Annotated in this window: 18 protein-coding genes; 11 read left to right on the forward strand and 7 right to left on the reverse strand. The window is 62.0% G+C overall.

Annotated elements, in window-relative coordinates; genetic code table 11:
* The first annotated feature begins 163 nt into the window (after positions 1-163).
* On the forward strand, positions 164-2974 hold the full coding sequence (gyrA, locus tag IF10I1_RS15055; protein ID WP_186393406.1) for a DNA gyrase subunit A: 2811 nt from the start codon (positions 164-166) through the stop codon (positions 2972-2974).
* 897 nt (positions 2975-3871) lie between these two features.
* Positions 3872-5626 carry a DUF6119 family protein gene (locus IF10I1_RS15060; RefSeq protein WP_186393407.1) on the forward strand — a complete coding sequence of 585 codons (1755 nt, stop codon included), beginning with the start codon at positions 3872-3874 and terminating at the stop codon, positions 5624-5626.
* A gap of 310 nt (positions 5627-5936) precedes the next feature.
* Here the strand turns inward: IF10I1_RS15060 and IF10I1_RS15065 are convergent, their stop codons facing one another.
* Both IF10I1_RS15065 and IF10I1_RS15070 read right to left on the reverse strand, forming a co-directional pair.
* Positions 5937-6299, reverse strand: coding sequence for a hypothetical protein (locus tag IF10I1_RS15065; protein ID WP_122520129.1), 363 nt, complete (start codon positions 6297-6299; stop codon positions 5937-5939).
* A gap of 210 nt (positions 6300-6509) precedes the next feature.
* The gene (locus tag IF10I1_RS15070) at positions 6510-6797 is read right to left on the reverse strand and encodes a hypothetical protein (protein ID WP_152967457.1); all 288 of its coding nucleotides are present in this window, start codon (positions 6795-6797) and stop codon (positions 6510-6512) included.
* 188 nt (positions 6798-6985) lie between these two features.
* Between IF10I1_RS15070 and coaD the strand changes: the two genes are divergently transcribed.
* The 6 genes from coaD to tgt all read left to right on the forward strand — a co-directional run bounded on the left by coaD (position 6986) and on the right by tgt (position 11335).
* Positions 6986-7492 carry a pantetheine-phosphate adenylyltransferase gene (gene coaD / locus IF10I1_RS15075; RefSeq protein WP_186393408.1) on the forward strand — a complete coding sequence of 169 codons (507 nt, stop codon included), beginning with the start codon at positions 6986-6988 and terminating at the stop codon, positions 7490-7492.
* A gap of 100 nt (positions 7493-7592) precedes the next feature.
* The gene (locus IF10I1_RS15080; RefSeq protein WP_050471842.1) at positions 7593-8075 is read left to right on the forward strand and encodes a peptidylprolyl isomerase; all 483 of its coding nucleotides are present in this window, start codon (positions 7593-7595) and stop codon (positions 8073-8075) included.
* 95 nt (positions 8076-8170) lie between these two features.
* Positions 8171-8605: a peptidylprolyl isomerase gene (locus IF10I1_RS15085; RefSeq protein WP_208977498.1), complete on the forward strand. Its 435-nt coding sequence runs from the start codon at positions 8171-8173 to the stop codon at positions 8603-8605.
* Between the two features lies 1 nt (position 8606).
* The gene (locus IF10I1_RS22865) at positions 8607-9017 is read left to right on the forward strand and encodes a VOC family protein (protein ID WP_200901679.1); all 411 of its coding nucleotides are present in this window, start codon (positions 8607-8609) and stop codon (positions 9015-9017) included.
* 51 nt (positions 9018-9068) lie between these two features.
* Positions 9069-10187, forward strand: a complete 1119-nt coding sequence (gene queA, locus IF10I1_RS15095; protein ID WP_186393409.1) for a tRNA preQ1(34) S-adenosylmethionine ribosyltransferase-isomerase QueA — start codon at positions 9069-9071, stop codon at positions 10185-10187.
* Entirely contained in the window at positions 10184-11335 is a 1152-nt protein-coding gene (gene tgt, locus IF10I1_RS15100; RefSeq protein WP_186393410.1) for a tRNA guanosine(34) transglycosylase Tgt, read from the forward strand. Before queA ends, tgt begins: the two co-directional genes overlap by 4 nt.
* A gap of 391 nt (positions 11336-11726) precedes the next feature.
* On the opposite strand, the gene IF10I1_RS15105 is transcribed toward tgt, so the two are convergent.
* Positions 11727-12200, reverse strand: coding sequence for a DUF4864 domain-containing protein (locus tag IF10I1_RS15105; protein ID WP_208977427.1), 474 nt, complete (start codon positions 12198-12200; stop codon positions 11727-11729).
* A gap of 276 nt (positions 12201-12476) precedes the next feature.
* The gene (locus IF10I1_RS15110) at positions 12477-13715 is read right to left on the reverse strand and encodes an MFS transporter (protein ID WP_186393411.1); all 1239 of its coding nucleotides are present in this window, start codon (positions 13713-13715) and stop codon (positions 12477-12479) included.
* A 371-nt stretch (positions 13716-14086) separates the two neighbouring features.
* Here IF10I1_RS15110 and aspS point away from each other — a divergent pair, with 371 nt between their 5' ends.
* Both aspS and IF10I1_RS15120 read left to right on the forward strand, forming a co-directional pair.
* Positions 14087-15868 carry an aspartate--tRNA ligase gene (aspS, locus tag IF10I1_RS15115; protein ID WP_186393991.1) on the forward strand — a complete coding sequence of 594 codons (1782 nt, stop codon included), beginning with the start codon at positions 14087-14089 and terminating at the stop codon, positions 15866-15868.
* A 98-nt stretch (positions 15869-15966) separates the two neighbouring features.
* Positions 15967-17739 (forward strand): ABC transporter ATP-binding protein, encoded by a 1773-nt coding sequence (locus IF10I1_RS15120; protein WP_186393412.1) that lies wholly within the window; start codon positions 15967-15969, stop codon positions 17737-17739.
* Positions 17740-17783: 44 nt separating this feature from the next.
* Here the strand turns inward: IF10I1_RS15120 and IF10I1_RS15125 are convergent, their stop codons facing one another.
* A complete protein-coding gene (locus IF10I1_RS15125) occupies positions 17784-18641 on the reverse strand; it encodes a hypothetical protein (protein WP_050471464.1) in 858 nt (285 codons plus the stop codon).
* A gap of 158 nt (positions 18642-18799) precedes the next feature.
* Between IF10I1_RS15125 and IF10I1_RS15130 the strand changes: the two genes are divergently transcribed.
* Positions 18800-19186, forward strand: coding sequence for an Ig-like domain-containing protein (locus IF10I1_RS15130; protein WP_050471465.1), 387 nt, complete (start codon positions 18800-18802; stop codon positions 19184-19186).
* A 169-nt stretch (positions 19187-19355) separates the two neighbouring features.
* On the opposite strand, the gene IF10I1_RS15135 is transcribed toward IF10I1_RS15130, so the two are convergent.
* Positions 19356-21518, reverse strand: coding sequence for a hypothetical protein (locus tag IF10I1_RS15135; protein ID WP_186393414.1), 2163 nt, complete (start codon positions 21516-21518; stop codon positions 19356-19358).
* Positions 21519-21657: 139 nt separating this feature from the next.
* Positions 21658-22818 (reverse strand): hypothetical protein, encoded by a 1161-nt coding sequence (locus tag IF10I1_RS15140; protein ID WP_050471467.1) that lies wholly within the window; start codon positions 22816-22818, stop codon positions 21658-21660.
* Between the last annotated feature and the right edge of the window lie 11 nt (positions 22819-22829).

Raw genomic sequence — 22829 nt, forward strand, 5'->3', positions numbered from 1 at the left:
TTGCCCGCATGCTGCCGCATTCTTTTCCGGGGGCTGTGAATTGTCGCTGTAAATCATTGAAAAACATAGAGAATATCTGGCCCTGCCAGGGCAGGGCGATTTGGAGAGCAGGGCGGAATCGGCTATAAACGGCGCAGCATAAAGAGAGAAGGCGAGCAACTCCTTGGCCGATCAGGATTCAAGTACGCCGGGCGCATCCCTGCCGTCCGACATTCGCCCCGTCTCCATCACGGATGAGATGAAGCGCAGCTATCTCGATTACGCCATGAGCGTGATTGTCAGCCGCGCGCTTCCCGACGTGAGGGACGGGCTCAAGCCTGTTCACCGGCGCATCCTCTATTCGATGCACGAGAACGGCTACGAATGGAACAAGCCCTATCGCAAGTCGGCCCGCGTGGTCGGTGACGTGATGGGTAAATATCACCCGCATGGTGACAGCGCGATCTATGACGCCCTCGTGCGTATGGCGCAGAACTTCTCCCTGCGCCTGCCGCTCATCGACGGGCAGGGCAATTTCGGTTCGGTGGACGGCGACCCGGCTGCGGCCATGCGCTACACCGAATGCCGTCTGCAGAAGGTTGCCCATACGCTTCTGGATGACATCGACAAGGACACGGTCAACTTCCAGGAGAACTACGACAGCTCCGAGACCGAGCCTGTCGTCCTCCCGGCGAAGTTCCCGAACCTGCTCGTCAATGGCGCAGGCGGCATCGCCGTCGGCATGGCCACCAACATTCCGCCGCACAACCTCGGCGAAGTGATCGATGGCGCCATCGCCGTGATGGAAAATCCGGCGATCAGCCTCGGCGAGCTGATGGAAATCATCCCCGGCCCGGACTTCCCGACCGGCGGCACGATCCTTGGCCGCTCCGGTATCCGCTCGGCCTATGAGACGGGCCGCGGCTCGCTGGTCATGCGCGGCAAGGTCGAGGTGGAGCAGCTGCGCGCCGGGCGCGAGGCGCTGATCGTCACCGAGATCCCCTATCAGGTCAACAAGTCCACGATGATCGAGAAGATCGCCGAACTGGTGCGCGAAAAGCGCATCGAAGGCATCTCCGACATCCGCGACGAGAGCGACCGCCTCGGCATGCGCGTGGTGATCGAGCTGAAGAAGGATGCCGTCGCCGACGTGATCCTCAACCAGCTCTACCGCTTCTCCTCGCTGCAGCAGAGCTTCGGCTGCAACATGGTGGCGCTGAACGGCGGCCGCCCCGAGCTGATGACGCTGATGGACATGCTGAAGGCCTTTGTTGTCTTCCGCGAGGAAGTCATCGGCCGGCGCACCCGCTTCCTGCTGGCCAAGGCGCGTGACCGCGCCCATGTGCTGGTGGGCCTTGCCATTGCCGTTGCCAACATCGACGAGGTGATCCACCTCATCCGCACCGCGCCGGACCCGGCCACCGCCCGCGCCCTGCTGATGGGCCGTGACTGGCCGGCCAAGGACATGGAGCCGCTGGTCCGCCTCATCGATGACCCGCGCCACACCGTCAACGCCGACGGCAGCTACCGGCTCTCCGAGGAACAGGCCCGCGCCATCCTCGACCTGCGCCTGCAGCGCCTGACCGCCCTTGGCCGCGATGAAATCGGCGACGAGCTGAACAAGCTCGGCGACGAGATTTCCGACTATCTGGACATCCTGCGCTCCCGCGCCCGGGTGCAGCAGATCATCCGCGATGAACTGCTGGCCATCCGCAACGACTTCGCCACCCCCCGCAAGACGGAGCTGGTGGAAGGCGGCGCGGATCTGGAGGACGAAGACCTCATCCAGCGCGAGGACATGGTGGTCACCGTCAGCCATGGCGGCTACATCAAGCGCGTGCCGCTGGCGACCTACCGCGCCCAGCGCCGGGGCGGCAAGGGCCGTTCGGGCATGGCGACCAAGGACGAGGATTTCGTCACCCGCCTGTTCGTGGCCAACACCCACACGCCGGTGCTGTTCTTCTCCTCACGCGGCATCGTCTACAAGATGAAGGTCTGGCGCCTGCCGCTGGGCGGCCCCACGTCGCGTGGCAAGGCACTGATCAACATGCTGCCGCTGGAACCCGGCGAGCAGATCTCCTCGATCATGCCGCTGCCGGAGAACGAGGACACCTGGGGCGATCTGGACGTGATGTTCGCCACGACGCGCGGCACCGTGCGCCGGAACAAGCTGTCCGACTTCACCCAGATCAACCGCTCCGGCAAGATCGCCATGAAGCTGGAAGAGGGCGACGGCATCGTCGGCGTCTTCACCTGCACCGAGCATGACGATGTGATGCTGACGACGGCGGCCGGCCAGTGCATCCGCTTCCCCGCCTCCGATGTGCGCGTCTTTGCGGGCCGCAACTCGGTCGGCGTGCGCGGCATCAATCTGGCGGACGATGACCGTCTGATCTCCATGACGATCCTGCGCCACTTCAACGCCACCTCGGAAGAGCGTGCCGCCTATCTGAAGCTTCGCCGCCTGATGCGCGGCGAGGCCGATGATGCGGGCAGCGAAGCCGTGGCCGAGGACGGCGAGGAAGCCGCCGCCGGCGAACTGCCGCAGGAGCGCTACGCCGAAATGAGTGCGGCGGAACAGGTGATCCTCACCGTCTCCGAAAACGGCTACGGCAAGCGCACCTCGTCCTTCGAGTACCGGGTGACCGGACGCGGCGGCAAGGGCATCACGGCCATGGCGGTGAACAAGCGCAACGGCCCGCTGATTGCCTCCTTCCCCGTGGAAGACCGCGACCAGATCATGCTGGTGACCGACGGCGGCCAGCTGATCCGCTGCCCGGTGGACGGCATCCGCGTCGCCGGCCGCGCCACCCAGGGCGTCATCGTCTTCAACACCGCCGAGGACGAAAAGGTCGTCGCCGTGGAGCGCGTCAGCGAGGAAGACGACAGCGAGGAAGCCGTGGATGGCATCGCCGCTGAAGGTACTGCCGGTGAAGGCGCTGGCCCGGAAGCTGGCGAAGACACCGGCGGTGAGGACACGGGCGGCGAAGAGTAAGCTGCACGGTGTTCTGACGCAGAAACGAAGAAGGGCCGTCCCGTGTGGGCGGCCCTGAGGTTGATGACAAAGCAGGCTTTCTTCTCGTTCGTCATGGTCGGGCTTGTCCCGACCATCTGCAAGCCATTGATTTGTATAGATCCTCGGCACAAGGCCGAGGATGACGATGGAGAGGCCGAAGGTTTGTCAGCAGTCTGAGGGCCGTCCCGTGTGGGCGGCCCTTTTGCTTTCTTGCCACTCGCCGCCCACCCCTCCATCGTCTTCCCGGACGCGCCCTGCGCGATCCGGGATCGGAGAGCCGGGGTGCTGATTGGTTCTGTCTGAAGACCAAGCAGATAGCCCGTGGCTCACCGGTCCCGGATCTCCGCTCCGCTGCGTCCGGGAAGACGAAGGAGGGGTATGGTGGGGGCGGAACGCATGGCCTCACGTGTGACTCAGCATTGCTTCAGGCCTGCCTGTGTCTCCTGAGCTATCCAATATGTGCGGCCCCGAGGATGATGGCAAAGCAGGCCTTCTTCTCTTTCGTCATGGCCGGGCTTGTACCGGCCACCTACAAGCCATTGACTTGTGTAGATCCTCGGCACAAGGCCGAGGATGACGATGGAAGGGGGGTAGCGTGGCAGAAACGCATGGCTTTCCGCGGGAAACACTCGGTCCTCCTGCTTGCGGACAAGAATGGGTTGATGCCGGTTCAGGCTGAGGGGGATATGACACTTATGGCGAGTGCCTTAAGGTGTCGGTGGCGGGTCGATCTGTGGAAAACGGCTGATTTCCGCCCGAATATTGGGTTTTTACTTTTACTTAGAATGCTCAAAGGGGCCTTGTTCTGGTGGCAAAGAATATAGCATAATCTTCTCTATTGGTAATTAAGCTTCGATGGTGCGGCGGAGGTTGTCGATGACAGACGACACGGAACGTGGACTTACGCAAATTTCGATCTATCTTGCCAAGCCGGAGACGAGTTTCGAGGACTCTCTTGAATGGGACAAGTTGACCAAGAAGCCGAAGTTTACTCAAGCTAATTTCAATATCTCTGGAACGCAGTGCCGCTTCGCCTATTTCGAAAGCGAGATACCCAAGGTAAATCCGCCTTGGCTGGATTTTGCGAATGAGCAGCTTAAAGCACCAATAGCATTTGCCGGTATTAGCAGAAACGCAAATGCCCTCTTGGGGCTCATCGTCGACAATCGACTGCTCATAGCGGCGTTCGGGCGTAGCGCTTCGGCTCTACTCCAACGTAAAAATTTTGAACGTGACTTTGGCATACGAACTGCGATGAATCTATGCGGGAACGAGGGTATTAGGCAGACTCGGACTCAGACTCAGTCGCTCACGCCAACGTTGATTGACCGCCAAGTCGGGCAGCCGACCAACAGCTTTATCTTCGGCCTCAGCGAGGCCGAAGACCTCAAGTCGATGGCTGCGCACCTGAAGAATAACCCGTTGATCACTCTCCAAGGTCGCGATCACCTCACATTTAAAGGTGTTGGAAGCGAGAGGCTCACTTGGGAGAAATTGATTGAGCACAGTGAGCGATTCCTTGCCGCTTATGCAAAAGACGACTTCATCAAGCTCTTTCCAAATTACCGGAACTTCAAGGCCGCTACTGATGAGGATGTTGAACTGCTTGACGCAGAGCTATTGAAGGTTCTGCAGGCAGGTAATATCGACCAAATTATGCTTTGGATCCCCGAATTCCTCGCTGCGGAAGAGTACAGCTTTTCCTATAGCGACCATGCAGCCACAGAGAATCATATCTACGCGCATCTAGATCCTATTCAGCTAAAGACGGTTCTTAAACTCGATCAGATTACAATCAATAAGCTGCATAGCAAGAAGATTTGGGCTTATTCGCACGCCGACGAGCGCGTAATTTCGAACAAGTGGTGGTCACTATACGACTGCATCATCTTCGAGAAAAAGCTAGGCGAACAACACTTCATTCTTACAGACGGTGAATGGAAAGTAGTCGCTGGTGATTTCTACAATAGTGTTGTCGACTTTGTCGCGAAGGAGGTGCGTCAAGAGCCCGCCGAGGCCCTCTATTCTAATATTTTGATATTCGATCCCGTGCTGGGTAAAAATAGGGAAGGCATCTTTAATGACGAGGCATGTAAGCGTCGGCCACAGAGTATCAAGTTTGATACGGCGAAATTAAGAATAGGAGGTAGCCGGAGTGACAAAGAGTTCTGTGATATCTTGGATCTAACTGACGAAGGGGTGATGAGAATCATCAATTGCAAGCCCTATGGAGGCTCGTCATCGCTCAGCTACTTGTTTGCACAGACTCGATTCTACTGCGAAAGTTTCGTTCGTGATCAAACGTTGCTCGACGAGATTAGAAAGCATATCGGTGAATCCGCTTCGTCGACGAAGCAGAAATACCTAGACCACATCCCCGAGAACATGAAGGATAACTCCGGCAGCGGATATCGGGTGTGCCTCTGGATCTTGTGCGACAAAAAGAAAAAAATTCCAACTGCATCTGATATGCCTTTCATGGCTCAATATGAGTTAAAGCTTCTACACGACCAACTTCAGAATATATGCAAATACTCAGATATTATATTGCGTTTTGTTCCGGTTGAAATCTGTTCCTATATGAAAGCAGTCCCTGCGAGCAAACCGAAGAAGCGACTGGCGTCAGTCTGAGCCTCGCGATGAACTTAGGAAAAGCCGTCAGCGCAGGACTGCGTCAGTCTGCTCAAAATACGGTGCTGGCGGAAGTCAGGGATCTGTACGAAAAAAATTCCGGGAGGGTTCACTGGGAAGAACAGCCCGCCCACTTGTATCGGCATTTCGCAGTCTCCGTGGTGCCCTCTGCACAGTATGATGCCTTTCAGCCCTCCTTCAGCCCATACCCCCATCCCCAAACAGAAAAAAAGGCGGATGAGGCTGCTGCTCTCATCCGCCTTCAGTCGCGGGGGGAAGTTTGGGGGAGGGAGGAGGTCGGGGGTGGGGATCAGCCTTCGACCGGGGTCCGCACGAGGACCGAGACCGGGCCGCCGGGGCGCTGTTCCACCGTGGTGGTGGTGGAGATGGTGCGGACCGTGCGCTCGCCGTTGAGGGTGGCAAGGCAGGCGGCGGACCAGTTGCCCCAGCTCTGACCATCGCAGGCGGAGGGAAGACTTGCTTCGATCCGGTTGCCCTTGGTGGCCTGAACGGTCTGGGTGGTTTCGAACTGGGCGAAGGCCAGCGCCACGGAGGCAAAGACGCCGAGGATGGCCAGCGCAAAAAGTCCGGCAACTCCTGCAAAGCTCAACTTGGCAATGTTGAAGCTGGCGGTATCGGAAACATGCGGTGTAAAGCTGTGCTGCGTCGTCATCTGGCTCTCTCCTGCCATCTGGTCAGGTTGTGAGAGCATAACACCTCAAAAACGGCTTTGGTTCCGTGATGGGTATCACAAGATGACACGAAATGAGCGGCTGGCCGCCACGATCATGCCAAAACTTACCTTTGGTCATGCCAGATGCGGCGGCCTGCTGTCTGGATCAGAGGGCAAGAATAAGGGGGGCAGAATTCAGAGAGCCAGAATTCAGAGAGCCGGGCCGCCATTGCGCGGCTTGTCGTCGCGGGCGCGGTAGGAACAGGCCGGCTCTTCCTTCAGGAACCTCAGTTCGGCGCAGCCATGGGGATCCTTCACGGCCGGCTTGCCGGGTGTCAGCGCATGAGGGGGCAGAGGGGCTGCGATCGTGTCGATACGGGCAATGCCCGCGCCCATGAGGAGGACAAGTCCGGCCAGCGCCGCCAGCCAGAAAGCAACAGGAGTTGAGACGCGCGAAGAGAGCCCGTCTCTCAGGGAGGAGAGGAATGTGGTGTTCATGATGAGCCGGATATGGGCCTGTTCGGGCTCTGTGTCCAGCCAAGCTGGCTAAACAAATTGTCAACGTTATGTGAACATGTTGAAACTATGTTCAGTGATTGCCGCTCCGGTTTCGCGGCCTTGCGCGGGAACGGCGCAGCTGTGCCGGAGCGCTTGCCCGGCCGCCGCAAGGGCGCTATCACTTTGCCATGACACGTACCGCCCTTTACGCCGGATCCTTCGATCCCATTACCAACGGCCATCTCGACGTGCTTGCCCAGGCGCTCAGCCTTGCGGACAAGGTGATCGTTGCCATTGGTGTCCACCCCGGCAAGACGCCGATGTTCTCCTTCGAGGAACGGGCGGATCTGATCCGCGCCTGTGTGGCAGACAGGCTCGGGGCAGGGGCCGGGGAGCGGGTGTCCGTGCTGTCCTTCAGCGGTCTGGTGGTGGAAACGGCGAAGGCCGAGGGCGCCTCCCTGCTCATTCGCGGCCTGCGTGACGGCACGGATTTCGACTACGAGATGCAGATGGCGGGCATGAACGGCACCATGGTGCCTGATGTTCATACCGTTTTTCTTCCCGCCTCACCGGGGGTGCGTCACATCACTGCCACGCTTGTGCGTCAGATCGCGCGCATGGGCGGTGATATCACTCCCTTTGTCCCGGCACCGGTCGCAGGCCCGCTTGCGGCCCGGGCTGCGGAAAAGGGCTGATCCGTCAGCCGTTCCAGCTTTTTTGTTGTATCAGGAGCATCGCGTGAAACGCCTTTTTGCTTGCCTTGCGGTCATCATGTCGCTCGTCCTCGCCCCCGCGATGCCGCAGGCGCAGACCCTCGACCCCCAGAACACCCTCTATCTGGATCTGAAGGATGGCCGCGTCGTCATCCGCCTGCGTCCGGACCTTGCGCCCAATCATGTGGAGCGAATCAAGAAGCTGACCCGCGCAGGCTTTTATGACGGCCACGTCTTCCACCGCGTCATCGACGGATTCATGGCCCAGACGGGTGACCCCACCGGCACCGGCATGGGCGGATCGGAGGAGCCGGATCTGGCGGCCGAGTTTTCCCGCACACCGTTCAAGCGCGGCACGCTCGGCATGGCCCGCGCCGCCTCGCCCAACAGTGCCAATTCGCAGTTCTTCATCATGTTCGCTGATGGTGACTGGCTGAACGGCCAGTATACGGTCTGGGGCGAAGTGGTCGAAGGCATGGAATTCGTCGACAAGATTGCCAAGGGCGAGCCGCCCGCCAACCCGGACAAGATCATCAAGATGACGGTTGCTGCCGACGCGGGTTGACCGCGGCGCTGCGCAGGCTAAAACCCGTTCATACACAAGCATCCGAACTGGAGATCCAAGTGGCAGACTACAAGGACAGCGAAAACACGCTCCTGATGGAAACGACCAAGGGAGCCGTGGTCATTGAAATGCGTCCGGACCTTGCGCCGAACCACGTGGCCCGCATCAAGGAACTGGTCCGCGAGGGCTTTTACAACGGCATCGTCTTCCACCGCGTGATCGAGGGCTTCATGGCCCAGACCGGCTGCCCGCACGGCTCCGGCACCGGCGGCTCGGGCCAGAAGCTGAAGGCTGAGTTCTCCAAGGAGAAGCACAAGCGCGGCACCTGCTCCATGGCCCGCGCCATGGACCCGAACTCCGGCGACAGCCAGTTCTTCATCTGCTTCACCGACGCGCCCTGGCTCGACGGCCAGTACACCGTCTGGGGCGAGGTGATCTCCGGCATGGAAAACGTCGACCAGATCAAGCGCGGCGAGCCGGTCCGTGACCCGGACAGCATCGTGTCGCTGAAGGTTGCGGCGGACGCCTGACATGATCAGCGCACCGGCCTCTTCTTATCCGGTGCTGAGAGTTGCAAGGGCAGCAAGCAATCTTGCTGCCCTTGAGCATTTCTATTGCGATGCTGCCGGGCTTGCCGTGCTGACGCGGTTTGCCGGCAATGCGGGGTACAGCGGTTTCATTGCCGGAGCCGCGCATGCGCCCTGGCATCTCGCCCTGTTCATGCGCGAGGGGCTGACGGTGCCGCGTTGCACGGACAAGGAAAGCCTGCTGGTGCTCTACCTGCCGGACAAGAGCTTGTGGACCGCCAGCGTTGACCGGATGCAGGCAAGCGGTTATCAGCCTGTGCCGCCGGAAAATCCCTATTGGGCCGAAGCAGGCATGACATTCGAGGATCCGGACGGGCACCGGCTGGTGTTCCAGAACCGTGGCTGGGACCTCTGACTGTCACGCAGCCCCCGGCGGGATGCCGTTTGATCCCAGGACCCCGCACCCATGCGCGTTGACGATTTCGACTTCGACCTGCCGCCTGAGCGTATTGCCCTGAGGCCCGCCCGGCCGCGCGACATGGCGCGCATGCTGCTGGTGCGCCCGCAGGGCGGGCCTGTGCTGGAGGACCGGGGCGTTCTCGATCTGCCCGCGCTGCTGCAGCAGGGCGACGCGCTTGTCTTCAACAACACCAAGGTGATCCCGGCGCAGCTGGAAGGCACGCGCCAGCGCGGTGAGGCCATCGCCACCATCGGCGCCACGCTGCATCTGCGCGCCGGTGCTGACCGCTGGTGGGCCTTCGTCCGCCCGGCCAAGAAGCTGGTTCCGGGCGACCGGGTGCGCTTTGGCTCGCAAAGCGAAGGCATGGCCTGCATGGCAGGTGTGCTGGACGCGACCGTGGCGGAGAAGAAGGACACGGGCGAGGTGCTCTTCGTCTTCGATCTTTCGGGCCCCGATCTTGACGCGGCCATTCACGCCACCGGCCACATTCCGCTGCCGCCCTATATCGCGGCCAAGCGCGGCGAGGATGCGCAGGACCGGGAGGACTATCAGACCATCTATGCGGAAAAAGAAGGCGCCGTCGCCGCGCCGACTGCGGGCCTCCATTTCACCCCGCGTCTGTTCGAGATGCTGGATGCGCGCGGCATCGAGCGCCACACGGTGACGCTGCATGTGGGCGCCGGCACCTTTCTGCCGGTGAAGGCCGATGACACGGACGAGCACGAGATGCACGCCGAGTGGGGCGAGATTTCCGGTGAAACCGCTGCGGCGCTGAAGGCGGTGCGGGCGCGGGGCAACAAGGTGGTTGCCGTCGGCACCACCTCGCTGCGCATTCTGGAGAGCGCCGCGCAAGGGCCCGGCGGCCTTGCCGCCTTCCGGGGCGAAACGCGCATCTTCATCACGCCGGGCTATCGCTTCCGCGCCATTGATGCGCTGATGACCAATTTCCACCTGCCGCGCTCGACGCTGTTCATGCTGGTGTCCGCCCTCAGCGGCCTCGAGACCATGCGCGCGGCCTATGCCCATGCGATTGCCGACGGCTACCGGTTCTACAGCTATGGCGACAGCTCGCTGCTGTTTCCCGCTGCCGGAAGCATCGCCGCCCAGGACGAGATCGACCGATGACCGGTGACACCCAGCGCTTCTCCTTCCGCCTGCTTGCGACCGATGGCATGGCCCGGCGCGGGGAGATCACCACGCCGCACGGCCTCGTGCGCACGCCTGCCTTTATGCCCGTGGGCACGCAGGCGACCGTCAAGGCCATGTACACCGATCAGGTGCGCGCGCTTGGCGCCGATGTGGTGCTGGGCAACACCTATCACCTGATGCTGCGCCCCGGTGCCGAGCGCGTAGCGCGTCTTGGCGGGCTGCATCACTTCATGAAGTGGCCGCACACGATCCTGACCGACTCGGGTGGCTTTCAGGTCATGTCGCTGGCGCAACTTCGCAAGCTGGACGAGACGGGCGTGAAGTTCCAGAGCCATATCGACGGCCAGCGCTATCACCTCACGCCGGAGCGTTCCGTTGAAATTCAGGGGCTGCTCGGATCCGACATCCAGATGCAGCTGGACGAATGCATCGGCCTGCCGGCGCCCGAAAAGGAAGTGCAGCGGGCGATGGAGCTGTCGCTCCGCTGGGCCGAGCGCTCGCGCGCCAAGTTCGAGGCCATGGGCGGCGTTGAAAAGGGGCAGGGGCTCTATGGCATCGTGCAGGGCGGTGACGTGCCGCATCTGCGCATCCGCTCCGCCGAAAGCCTCGCGGCCATGCCGTTCGAGGGCTATTCGGTCGGCGGCCTTGCAGTGGGTGAGCCGCAGGACGTGATGCTGCGCATGCTGGAAGTCACCACGCCGGTGATGCCGGTGGACAAGCCACGCTATCTGATGGGCGTCGGCACGCCGGACGATATTCTGGAAAGCGTTGCGCGCGGCATCGACCAGTTCGACTGCGTGATGCCGACCCGCGCCGGCCGACATGGCCTTGCCTTCACCCGCCGGGGCAAGATCAACCTGAAGAACGCCCGCCACGCCGATGATCCGCGTCCGCTGGACGAGGAAAGCGATTGCCCGGCCGCGCGCGACTATTCCCGCGCCTATCTGCATCATCTGGTGAAGGCGGGCGAGGGGCTGGCTGCCATGCTGCTGACCTGGAACAACCTCGCTTACTATCAACAGCTCATGCAGGGCATGCGCGATGCCATCGAGGCTGGCCGCTTCGAGGATCACCGCCTCATCGTTAAGGAAGGCTGGGCCAGGGGCGACCTGCCGCCGCTGTGATGGGATGGCGTGGCTCGCTGCCTGCCGAAACACTCCCGAGCAGTCAGGGCGCGCGGGAATCTATTGTTGCGTGCAGCACCTCCGTCTTGTTCTGGTGTTGCCATTCTCTCCGCGTCACCCCGGCCTTGAGCCGGGGACCACTCGTTCGCAGAGAATTGTTGCCAAGTTCGCCGAAGTACAGCGCGGATGGCCCCATGCGCTTGCCGCGCCCCTTGCAACTCAACTTAATGCTGTGCAAGCGAGTAGGCCCCGGGTCTGCGCTTCGCTTCGCCCGGGGTGACGCCGCGTAGGCCTTGCGGCTGTGCTCTCACTTCTGCAGCCCGCGACCTTTGCATCCTCCCGGCTCAGTCTTGGGATTTTATGCCGGAGCGGTGTGGGAGGAGGAGGACCTTCAGGCCTGAAAGCCCTTGTCCTTGCGCAGGATGCAGCCGGAGATGCCCCAGGTGCCGTCTTCCCGCTGTGCGAAGGAATAAAGCGCCAGCCAGTCATCCCCATCGGGACCGGTGACGAAGACCTCCTGAACGGGGCCGTTCTTGGTCTGGCGCAGCTTGCCGAAGCTGACGCTCTTCGGCCGGTAGACCGGCATGTAGACCTCTTTCACCATGTTGATGAAGATGTCCGGCGTCATGAACTGCTGCTGCAATCCGGGTGTGGCAAATGAAAATGCCCCCGCAGCGTCATTGCGCCGGAAGGCCTGCATCTGCTGCTGGATGAGCTGGCGGAACTCCTGGCCCGAGGCCTCTTCGGCCTGAACCGCCTGAGGCCCGAGCCTCTGCGCTGCCGGGTCCGGGGACAGCACAAGGCCCAGACTTCCGCATAGAACCCACATCACCCCCCACATCACCCTTCTGGCCACCTTGTTCATGGCGCGTCTCCTCGCGTGTGGAACATGATGAGATTACGCCAGAAAACGGAAATGGGATCTGCCTGTTTCGTCACGTTTTCGGGAGGAGAGCGGGTGTGTGCAGAGAAAAACGGCGGCGGGAAACTGTTTGCCGGGAAAGGGCCGTTGTTCCGGGCTCTGCGGTAAGCTCCACTCAGGCCAATTTGAGCTGCGGAAACAATTCTCATCACTCTACGAACGAGTGGTCCCCGGCTCGCGCTGCGCTTGGCCGGGGCGACGCCGTGAGGATACACTTCCTCACGGCTTTTCCTTTGCGTTTCCCGATCCTGCCAGCTTGGCGAAGAAGGCGGAGGTGCGCAGGAGGGAGCGGAAGCGGCTGCGGCGGCCTTCGGCCGGAACGCCTTCGCGCTGCATCATCCGCATCACCGTGTAGACCATGAATAGCCCCTGCACGGCGGCGGTGTACCAGAAGAGGGAATGCGGCCCGTAACGGCCCATCAGCATGGAGGCAAAGAGCGGGCCGGCGATGGCTCCGACCGACCAGAAGAACAGGGTTCCGGCCGAGACAAGCGCATGCTGACCGGGGGCTGCGTGGTCATTGGCGTGGGCCGAGCACAGGGAATAGAGCGGCATGGCGAATGCACCGAAGGCGAAGATGCCCAGATAGTTGAGCCAGACACTTTCGCCCGCCACCTGCGCCAGGAAAATGCCGGAGACGAAGGAGCCGAAAGTGGCGATGAGGATGATCAGCCGCCGGTCCAGCTTGTCCGAATAATGCCCCAGCGGATATTGCAGCACCACACCGGCAAAGATGCCCGCGCTCATGAAGGTGGCGATGGAGGTGACCGTCATGCCGATGCCGTCCGCATAGACGGGGCCAAGCGAGCGGAAGCTGGCGTTGGTGAAGCCGACAACGATGCAGCCGATGGTCGCCAGGGGCGAGACACGCCACAGCACCCGCACATCGAAGCGCACATGTTCGGGCACCGCCGGGCTGGTGCGGTCGGTGAGGGAGATCGGCACCAGCGAGAGCGTCAGCGTCATCGCGATGATGACGAACAGCTCGAAACCGCTGACGCCGACCGCCGGGATGATGTACTGGCCCAAGGTTACCGCGCCCAGATCGACAAAGCGGTAGATGGAAAGCGTGCGGGCGCGGTTGGCATTGGTGACGCGCGCATTGAGCCAGCTTTCCACCACGGCAAACAGTCCGGCGATGCACAGGCCCTGAACGAGGCGCATCAGGAACCAGGGCAGGGGCGCGATATAGAGCAGCATCAGCATGGAGGCGGCGGCGGCGATCGCTGCCAGGGCGCAGAAGGCGCGGATGTGGCCGATGGCCCGGATGATCCGGGTGATGTAGATGCAGCCCACGGCAAAACCGATGTTGTAGCCCGTGCCGATGACGCCGATGGTCTGCGGCGAAAAGCCTTCCTCCAGCGCGCGCAGCGAGATGAAGGTTCCCTGCAGCCCGTTGCCGCCGATGAGAATGCCGGCGGTGGCAAGCAGGGGAATGAGCGGGCGGATCGTTGACATCGGTTTCTCTGGAAGGCGCGTTGCGATTGCGGGCCGGCGCCTTGCTGCTGCGCTCTTGGACCTCTGGTCAGTTCTGTGTGCGGCGGTGCCGGCCCCGACTCAAAGGCCGCAGGCCGCCTGCAATTCCCTTGTATCCCGTTGTACTCTGCGTTTGCCGGTGAAAACAGTTCACGAGGTGAATGGACACTTCACGGAAAGTGATCGGTCGGCGCGCAAGGCCGTGGCACGGCATGCCCCGGAAGGGCTGGAACGGGGGAGGAAACCCGCCTGCGTCTTGACTTTGGCGGCACAACGTGGCTTGTCGCTCGCACGATTGCGTGCCCTTTTGCGGGGCGCGCTCCTTGTTCATTGCCGAGATTGTCGAGGACTGCATGCACCGCTACCGGAGCCACACTTGCGGCCAATTGCGCGCGAGCCACGTTGGGGAAACCGTTCGCCTGTCGGGCTGGGTTCACCGCGTGCGCGATCATGGCGGGCTTCTTTTCATCGACCTGCGTGACCATTACGGCATCACCCAGTGCGTGGTTGACCCGGACAGCGCCGCCTTCAAGCTGGCGGAAACCGTCCGCTCCGAATGGTGCATCCGCATCGACGGCGAGGTGAAGGCCCGCACGGCAGAGACGGTGAACACTGGCCTGCCGACCGGCGAGATCGAGCTGTTCATCCGCGACATGGAAGTGCTGGGCGCTGCCAAGGAACTGCCGCTGCCGGTGTTCGGCGAGCAGGAGTATCCGGAAGACGTCCGCCTGACCTACCGCTTCCTCGACCTGCGCCGCGACACGCTGCACAAGAACATCGTCAAGCGCACCCAGATCATCGCCGCCATGCGCCGCGAGATGACCAAGGGCGGCTTCACCGAATATTCGACGCCGATCCTCACCGCCTCCTCGCCGGAAGGCGCGCGTGACTTCCTGGTGCCGAGCCGCATTCATCCGGGCACCTTCTACGCGCTGCCCCAGGCGCCGCAGCAGTACAAGCAGCTGCTGATGATGGCAGGCTTCGACCGCTATTTCCAGATCGCCCCCTGCTTCCGCGACGAGGACCCGCGCGCCGACCGTCTGCCGGGCGAGTTCTACCAGCTCGACCTGGAGATGAGCTTCGTCACGCAGGAAGACGTGTGGACCACCATGGAACCGGTGATCCGCGGCATCTTCGAGGAATTTGCCGAAGGCAAGCCGGTGACGCAGACCTTCCGCCGCATCGCCTATGACGATTCGATCCGCATGTTCGGCTCCGACAAGCCGGATCTGCGCAACCCGATCGTCATGCAGGAGGTGTCCGACCACTTCCGCGGTTCGGGCTTCAAGATCTTCGCCCGTATGCTGGAAGACGAGCGCAACCAGGTCTGGGCCATTCCGGCCAAGACCGGCGGCAGCCGCGCCTTCTGTGACCGGATGAACTCCTGGGCGCAGGGGCAGGGCCAGCCGGGCCTCGGCTACATTTTCTGGCGCAAGGAAGGCGATGTGCTGGAAGGTGCTGGCCCCATTGCCAAGAACATCGGCGAGGAGCGCACCGAAGCGATCCGCCAGCAGCTCGGCCTTGAGGACGGTGACGCCGCCTTCTTCGTCGCCGGTGATCCGGTGAAGTTCTACAAGTTTGCCGGAGAAGCACGCACCCGCGCAGGCGAGGATCTGAACCTCGTGGACCGTGACCGGTTCGAGCTGTGCTGGATCGTGGACTTCCCGTTCTATGAGTGGAACGAGGACGAGAAGAAGCTCGACTTCGCCCATAACCCCTTCTCGATGCCGCAGGGCGGCATGGAGGCGCTGGAGAACCAGGACCCGCTCACCATCAAGGCCTATCAGTATGACATGGTCTGCAATGGCTTCGAGATTGCGTCCGGCTCGATCCGTAATCAGTCGCCCGAGCTGATGGTCAAGGCCTTCGAGAAGGTCGGCCTCAGCGCTGCGAACGTGGAAGAGCGTTTCGGCGGCCTCTACCGCGCCTTCCAGTATGGCGCACCGCCGCATGGCGGCATGGCTGCTGGCGTGGACCGCATCATCATGCTGCTGGTGGGTGCAAAGAACCTGCGCGAAGTCTCGCTGTTCCCGATGAACCAGCAGGCGCAGGACCTTCTGATGGGCGCGCCGACGCCGCCCAGCAACGAACAGCTGCGGGAGCTGCATCTGCGGCTTAACCTCCCGGCCAAGTGATCTGATGCTGCGCCCGCCCAAAAGCGGGCGCAGCCGTATTATCCGGCGGTGATCCTTGTGCAATGGGCGCAGGCCGCTGCAGACCAGAGGCGTGAAACGTGAGCGTCAAGACCTGGTTTCAGGACCCGGACGGCACCTATGAGGTGATCCGGCGTCTCGTTTCCGAAAATGCCCGCGCCCATGTGCCGGGCTATCTCCTGTCCTTCCTGTTCATGGGCCTCGTGGCCGGTTCGACCGCTGCCAGCGCCTGGATCATGCGCGACGTGATCAACGAGGTCTTCGTCAACCGTGACCAGTCCATGGTCCGGCTGATTGCCTTTACGGTGATGGCCATCTTCGCGGTGAAGGGGATCTCGACCTACGGCCAGCAGGTGACGATGAGCCGGATCGGCAATGCCATCGTTGCCGATTGCCAGCGCCGCCTGTTCCGCACCATCACCCGGCAGGACATGGCCTTCTTCGACCGCACGCCGCTGGGTGATCTGGCGACGCGGCTTTCGCACAATGCACAGGCCGCCCGCAGCGTGCTGGATATGGTGGTGCTGTCGCTCGGCCGCGATCTGTTGAGCGTCGTGGGCCTGGTTGCCGTCATGGTCATTCAGGACCCCGGCCTCAGCGCCATTGCGCTGCTGATCATGCCGCCGGCCGTCTTCGGTGTGTCGCTGCTGGTGCGCCGGGTGCGCAAGCACGCCAAGTCCCAGTTCGTCTCCACCACCAAGATCGTCTCCGCCGTGCAGGAAACCGCGATCGGCGTGCGCGTGGTCAAGGCCTTCCGCGTCGAGGACCGGATGCGCGCCGAGATGGACAAGGCCATCACCGATGTGGAGCGCCGGGCCAACCGCATTGCGGCGCTGACGGCCCGCACCTCGCCCTTGATGGAGACACTCGGCGGTTTCGCCATCGCTCTGGTCATTCTCTATGGCGGTTTCAGCGTCATAGAGCAGGGTAAAGATCCGGGAGGGTTCTTCTCCTTCATCACCGCGCTGCTGCTCGCCTATGAGCCGGTGAAGCGTCTCGCCCGTCTGCATGTGAACCTCAGCTCCAATCTGGTTGGCGTGCGTCTCATGTTCGAGATGCTGGACCGCCCGCCCGCCTTCGAGGATGCGCCGGATGCCGTTGAGCTGAAGACCGGCAAGGGCGAGGTTCGGTTTGAGGGCGTGCATTTCACCTATGGCGACAAACCGGTTCTGACCGGGCTCGACCTGGTGGCGCAGGCTGGCAAGGTAACGGCGCTGGTCGGCTCTTCGGGGGCCGGCAAGTCCACCACCTTCTCGCTGCTGGAACGGTTCTACGACATTCATACGGGGCGCATTCTCATCGACGGACAGGACATCCGGCAGGTGACGCTTGCCTCCCTGCGCGACCAGATCGCGCTGGTGACGCAGGATACCTTCCTCTTCGATCTCTCCATCCGCGACAACATCGCCCTCGGCCGCCCCGGTGCCGGGGATGCGGATATCATCCGTGCGGCCGTGGATGCCAATGCGCATGAGTTCATCGAGGCGATGGAACAGGGCTATGACACGCTGGTGGGCGAGGGCGGGGGGCGGCTCTCCGGCGGACAGCGCCAGCGCATCGCCATCGCCCGTGCCATGCTGCGCGACGCGCCGATTCTGCTGCTGGACGAGGCGACCTCGGCGCTGGATGCAGAATCGGAAGCCAAGGTGCAGGGTGCGCTGAAGCGGCTGATGCAGGGCCGCACCACGCTCGTCATCGCCCACCGCCTCTCCACCGTGCGCGATGCGGATTGCATCGCCGTGTTCGACCGGGGCCGCGTGGTGGAAACCGGCACGCATGAAGCGCTTCTGGCCCATGACGGTGTTTATCGTAGGCTCTACGATCTGCAGTTCCGGGAGACGGCGAAGGGGTGACGCGTGGTGGCAGGCCTGATGTCCTTTCGGGCCTAACCAAACGGTCAAAGCGGTGCGTCCGTGACAGTGACCCGCATCACGTCGCCCAGCACCAGGAACTCCTCCACGCCGGTTCGGCGCGCCGTGAAGACGACGGCACGTGCAGGTGTCTCGCCCTTGCAGAAATTGCTGTTGCGTCTGACGATCCCGCCGTCCGAGAAATCGCCGATGCGGCTGACGGGCAAGCGGGTCAGCACATACTCCCAGTCTGGTGGCAGCTTGCCACAGTCGCCGCGCTCGCCGTGAATGACGATGCTTTCGCCCACAGCCATGGACACATGCGGGCGCAGCACGATGAGAGGGTAAACCGGGCCGGAGTGAAACCAGAGCCATGGCTCAGCCCTGTAGAGCTCCGAGGCGCCGATCCCGCACAGGAACATCAGAAGACCAAAAGCGGCTCCACGCAGTTTTGCTGGCCGTAGAGAAATATCCGCCACCAGGGCCGGCGGTACCAGGCCCGGAGGCGGGGCCGGCTGCAACGGCCCAACCTCGAACGCCTCCTGGTCCTTCTCAAGCTCGTCATCCGTGCCGTTGCCGGTGCTGCCGCCAGTTTTGTCCTCAAGCTCCCGCGCCTTGGCATAGAGAGCGTTCCACCGGGCGCGCAGGGCGGGGCTGCGCTGCACATTCATCAACTCGGAAAGAATCATGAAATTCCGCTGCCGGGGAATATGCCGGCCGGCGCGCCAGTTGCGCAGGTTCCTGACGGCCGTTTCGAAGTGCGTATCTTCTCTTTTGCCAAGGCGGCGGCAAAGCTCGCTACCCAGACGGGCATTGTCATAATCACCGGACTGGTTGCACAGTTCATCCAGCAAGAGGTGCCATCTGTCGATTTCAGGCCCGTTGTCAGCTTCCCCTTCGCCCATTCCTGCCCTCCAAGAAATAGCTCAAGTGTTTGAATTCAAAATCTAAACATCCGGAAATTTTCCGCTTTTACCGTTGCTATCAGGTTTTTCAATTGACTTGGGTGGGGCTAGAATAAACCAATGGTTCCTGTCAGTCATACTGAAAAGGAAATCATCTGATGAGCCCCGTTATCAGACTTTCAATCGCAGCATTCGCCCTTGTGGCAGTTACCGCTTCTGCTCACGCAGAATGTAGTGGTTCAAACGGCCGCGGGTGGGGAACGGGAAATGGCAAGGGAAGCTTCGAAATGACTTCCGCCGACAAGGTTTGTAAAATCAGTTTTCCCGGATTTATTGACGAGGTGAAGAAAACACGCGAACCTGCCACGGATGTAACCATCACCCGGCAGCCGAAAAACGGGAAGGTGTCGGTGGTGAAGGGGCAGGGGTTGATCTATACGCCTGCGCGCAACTTCAAGGGTGAAGATCAGTTCTGCACCAAGAACACGACGCCCAAGGTGAAGGGCAAGAGCCTCTCCGGCTGTATCACCGTCATGGTGAAGTAACGAGAACTGACCCTGTCAACGTGATGGCGGTGTGAGCTGATCCGGAGCTGCCGGATTGGCAATGCGCGGCCGGAAAACAGAAACGCCGGGCAGATCCCTCTGCCCGGCGTTTCTGTTTGCTGTGTCAGCTGTGCTGTTCCCGATGCGTGAGGCGCACCGGGAACGGGGGTTACTTGGCCGTGGCGCTTGCACCCAGCAGATCCGGAAGGGTCTGCGGAGCGGTGGCGCCTGCACCCAGAAGCTGCGTGACCGGGACCGGTGCCTTCGGGGCCATTTCGATCACGATGTTCTTCGGGTCGGCGGCAAAGGTGCGGGCAGCCTCCAGCAGTTCCTCGCCGAAGCGGGTGCCGGTGAGCGGGCCCATGTCCTGCGCCATCGCGTCGACGAGGCCGGCGGCGAGCTCTTCCTGAGTGAGGCCCGCCTCGTCCGCCTGAACGCCGATGAAGGCCGACAGGACAGCGAGATTTTCAGCTTCGATACGGCCAGACTTGATGCTGGCGGTTGCCAGGGCCAGCTGCGCCAGTTCCGGGTTCTCGAAGATGTCCTTCGGGATACCGCCGATGGTGAAGGTCATGTGGATCCTGCCACCGTCCTTCATCTCAAGGCTCAGGTCCTTGAGTGTCAGGTCACCGGTTGCTTCATCCCAGTTCATTTCGAAGTTCTGGTCGATGACCACTTCGGTGATGTTGAGGCGCGCGGCCAGGTCCTGGAACTGCGGGTCGGGCACAATCGCCGCCGGGAAGCGCAGGCCCTTGATGACAAGGCCAGCCTCGGTCGGGATGCGGTTGATGTGGCCCTTCTCGGTCTGGCGGTAGGTGTCCAGAGCGATCTCCTGATCGCCGATGGCGGCCGCCTTGACCGAAACGCCCAGAACCTCGGCCAGACCGATGATCGGACGGGCATCGAGAATGTCCTGCACGGAGGGCTCCATGCCGCTCATGCTGGCAACGGAGATCCGCACCAGGGAGTCCATCAGCGGGAAGTCGATTTCGCCCACCGCGATGCGGCCCAGATTGATCTCGACCTTTTCCTGCGGCTTCGTCACATCGACCTTGAGGCCGTCGAAGGCAACAATGCCGAGGCCGTTGCTGCTGATGTCCTTCATCTCGAACTTGTCGAGACCGCCGCTCACGTCCGGAGCGGTGAAGCTGACACCATTGACGGTCATGCCGTCGGCCTTGAAGAACTGCAGCGAGGCGAGGGCGGCCTTGCCGGCCTCGTCGCTGTCAACGGCATCTTCATCCAGCACCAGCTGGTCAAGATAAGGCCAAAGGGGCAGGGTTTCCGCCTTGGTGATGCTCATGGGATCCGCGGTGAGGCTGTCGATCTTGACGTCGACGCTGGCGACGTTGACGGTCATCTCTTCAACGGTCTGGCTGCCCATGATGGTCAAGCGGCTCGGGTCGGAGCCCTGGCCGATCAGGGTCAGCAGCGGCATGAAGTCGATGTCCTTCACCACCTGCTTGCCGATCGTCATGGTCATCTGGGCCATCTGGCCGCCGGGTTCCAGGGGCATGAAGTCCTGGGTCTGGACCGTTTTGCCGACCGAATACTCGTCGATCCGGAAGTCCTTGTACCCGGTCATCGCATAGTCTTCGTAGACGGTCTTCTGGTTCATGCCGTCCGGGCCGGTCATCTCCAGTGTCATCGTCTCGATGTGATAGCGGTCACCCTTGCCGTCCAGCAGCGTGCGGGCAATGTCGAAGTAACGGGTCACCGGGCGCTGCGGATCTTCCGGCACATCGGGGATGCGGCTCCAGGCCATGCCTTCGGCCACATAGCCGGTCTGGCTGAGGATGATCCTCACCGGTTCGGCAGGCTTTGCCTCCGGTGCGGCCGCCTCGGGAGCTTCGGCGTTTTCCCCGGCTTCGCCGTCTGCCGGTGCATCCGCAGTCTCGTCTTCCGGGTCCGGGATCTCCAGCGTGGTCTGCCGGTGTGAGGACGTGTCGAAGAACTTGCCGGGGATTTCAACGTCTGCCTGGGCTGTTCCCGGCACGGAAATCCTGGCGGCCTCGTAGCCCTTGTCCGTCTCGGTCAGGCCCTCGAAGGAAACAGCATCGATGCCAAGTTTCACGTCCACCTTGTCCTCGCCGCCGGGCAGCGGAATGGCGAACTCGATCTTGACGCCATGGATGGTGACGTCATTCTCGGTTGCACCGTCTTCGGCGCGTTCATAGCTGGCAACGGAAGCCCCCATGCTGGTGAAATCCGCCATCCAGCGGTCCACCAGCACGCTGGCCTGGTTGGCAAAAGCGTGCGAGGGCAGCGACATGACCAGCACCACCGTGGCGGTGCGGGCGCTGAAGCGGGTGAAGATCGGGTTCGGCAACAAGGCTTGGCCTCCTTTTGTGAAAATGCAAAGCGCGGCAGTTCAGTCAAACCGCCGCGCTGGCTGGTTCTGAATTCAGGCGTCCGGTCTATGGTTCCGTTGATGGGGGACCATCGCCGGATGCGGGACCGTCAAACGGCGCTTATTTCTTGTTGGCCGTTACGTCGATCCCGAGGATCTGCGGCAGGCCCTGCGGCGCCATGACGGCCGTTCCGAAGATCTGCGCGATGGAGACCGGTGCAGACGGCTTGGCATCAGCCTGCAGCGACACCGGGTTGTCCAGGAACTCGGCAGCGGCGGTTGCTACCTTGGCCTGGAACTCCGGGTTTTGGAGCAGGGCAAGCATCATCGGCAGGCCGGTCTTGAGCTGGCTTACGACTGCGGCGCGGTCCGAACCGGCGGTCTTGGCCTGCTGGTCCAGCAGACGGTCGACGATGGAGCCGTTGTCGAAGCGCAGGCGCATGGAATTGACCGTCAGCCCCTGGAGAATGGCCATGGCTTCTTCGCTGTTGTCCTTTGCGGCAGACAGTTTTTCGGCCACTTCCTTGGTGAAACCGCCGATCTGGACTGCGAGGGAAACACCGCCCATGTCGGCGGCGGTGATGTCCAGCTTCTGCAGGTCCAGAACCCCGGTCACGGGATCCCACTTGAAGTCGGTCGAAAGGTCAGCGGTGACGGTCTCGTAACCCAGATCGGTCAGCTGCTTTGCCGAGGAGGCATCCATTTCCGATACGGCCATGGTCAGGCCGGAAAGGGTCAGTTCGCCCGAGGTCGGCAGGTTGTCTTCGCGGCTGTTGATGGCGGCATAGGCCGATTCCAGGCGCGCCTTGGTGCTGTCGCCTTCCGTAATCTCGATGCCTTCGGCCTCGATGCTCTTGTAATCGGCCACATCCTCGAAGGACTTGGAGCCGTCGGCCGGGGGCAGGACCACCTCGCTGGCGACGAAAGAGGCCACCGAAACGGCCGTGCCCGTCTTGTCTTCCAGATAGGCTTCCTCGAAGGCGAGGCCGTCCAGCGTCATGGTGCCGTCAGCCTGCACCACACCGTTGGTCAGCGTGATGATGCCGATGGAGCCCGTGCCGTCATCCGGCGTCTTGCCTTCGAGGGCGACGTCTTCAATGGTGACCTCGCTGCCATCCTCAGAGACGCCGCCGACCGACAGAACCTTGACTTCCCCGGCTTCAAGACGGGTCAGGAAGGCGTCGGCAATGTCATTGCCGGTCGCTTCGAAGGCCAGTGCGCCGTGGGCCAGCACCAGGGTCATGACAGAAGCGCTGACACCGCGCATCAGAAAGGATCGCATTTGAAGCTCCA

The sequence above is a fragment of the Pannonibacter sp. I15F10I1 genome (genome assembly GCF_900185665.1).
In the GTDB taxonomy this organism is placed as follows: domain Bacteria; phylum Pseudomonadota; class Alphaproteobacteria; order Rhizobiales; family Stappiaceae; genus Pannonibacter; species Pannonibacter indicus.

Bases quoted from the DNA above. Each gene is read 5' to 3' on its own strand.
- IF10I1_RS15060 (WP_186393407.1), top strand. From the start codon at position 3,872: ATGACAGACGACACGGAACGTGGACTTACGCAAATTTCGATCTATCTT.
- IF10I1_RS15065 (WP_122520129.1), bottom strand. From the start codon at position 6,299: ATGACGACGCAGCACAGCTTTACACCGCATGTTTCCGATACCGCCAGC.
- IF10I1_RS15070 (WP_152967457.1), bottom strand. From the start codon at position 6,797: ATGAACACCACATTCCTCTCCTCCCTGAGAGACGGGCTCTCTTCGCGC.
- coaD (WP_186393408.1), top strand. From the start codon at position 6,986: ATGACACGTACCGCCCTTTACGCCGGATCCTTCGATCCCATTACCAAC.
- IF10I1_RS15080 (WP_050471842.1), top strand. From the start codon at position 7,593: ATGCCGCAGGCGCAGACCCTCGACCCCCAGAACACCCTCTATCTGGAT.
- IF10I1_RS15085 (WP_208977498.1), top strand. From the start codon at position 8,171: ATGGAAACGACCAAGGGAGCCGTGGTCATTGAAATGCGTCCGGACCTT.
- IF10I1_RS22865 (WP_200901679.1), top strand. From the start codon at position 8,607: ATGATCAGCGCACCGGCCTCTTCTTATCCGGTGCTGAGAGTTGCAAGG.
- queA (WP_186393409.1), top strand. From the start codon at position 9,069: ATGCGCGTTGACGATTTCGACTTCGACCTGCCGCCTGAGCGTATTGCC.
- tgt (WP_186393410.1), top strand. From the start codon at position 10,184: ATGACCGGTGACACCCAGCGCTTCTCCTTCCGCCTGCTTGCGACCGAT.
- IF10I1_RS15105 (WP_208977427.1), bottom strand. From the start codon at position 12,200: ATGAACAAGGTGGCCAGAAGGGTGATGTGGGGGGTGATGTGGGTTCTA.
- IF10I1_RS15110 (WP_186393411.1), bottom strand. From the start codon at position 13,715: ATGTCAACGATCCGCCCGCTCATTCCCCTGCTTGCCACCGCCGGCATT.
- aspS (WP_186393991.1), top strand. From the start codon at position 14,087: ATGCACCGCTACCGGAGCCACACTTGCGGCCAATTGCGCGCGAGCCAC.
- IF10I1_RS15125 (WP_050471464.1), bottom strand. From the start codon at position 18,641: ATGGGCGAAGGGGAAGCTGACAACGGGCCTGAAATCGACAGATGGCAC.
- IF10I1_RS15130 (WP_050471465.1), top strand. From the start codon at position 18,800: ATGAGCCCCGTTATCAGACTTTCAATCGCAGCATTCGCCCTTGTGGCA.
- IF10I1_RS15140 (WP_050471467.1), bottom strand. From the start codon at position 22,818: ATGCGATCCTTTCTGATGCGCGGTGTCAGCGCTTCTGTCATGACCCTG.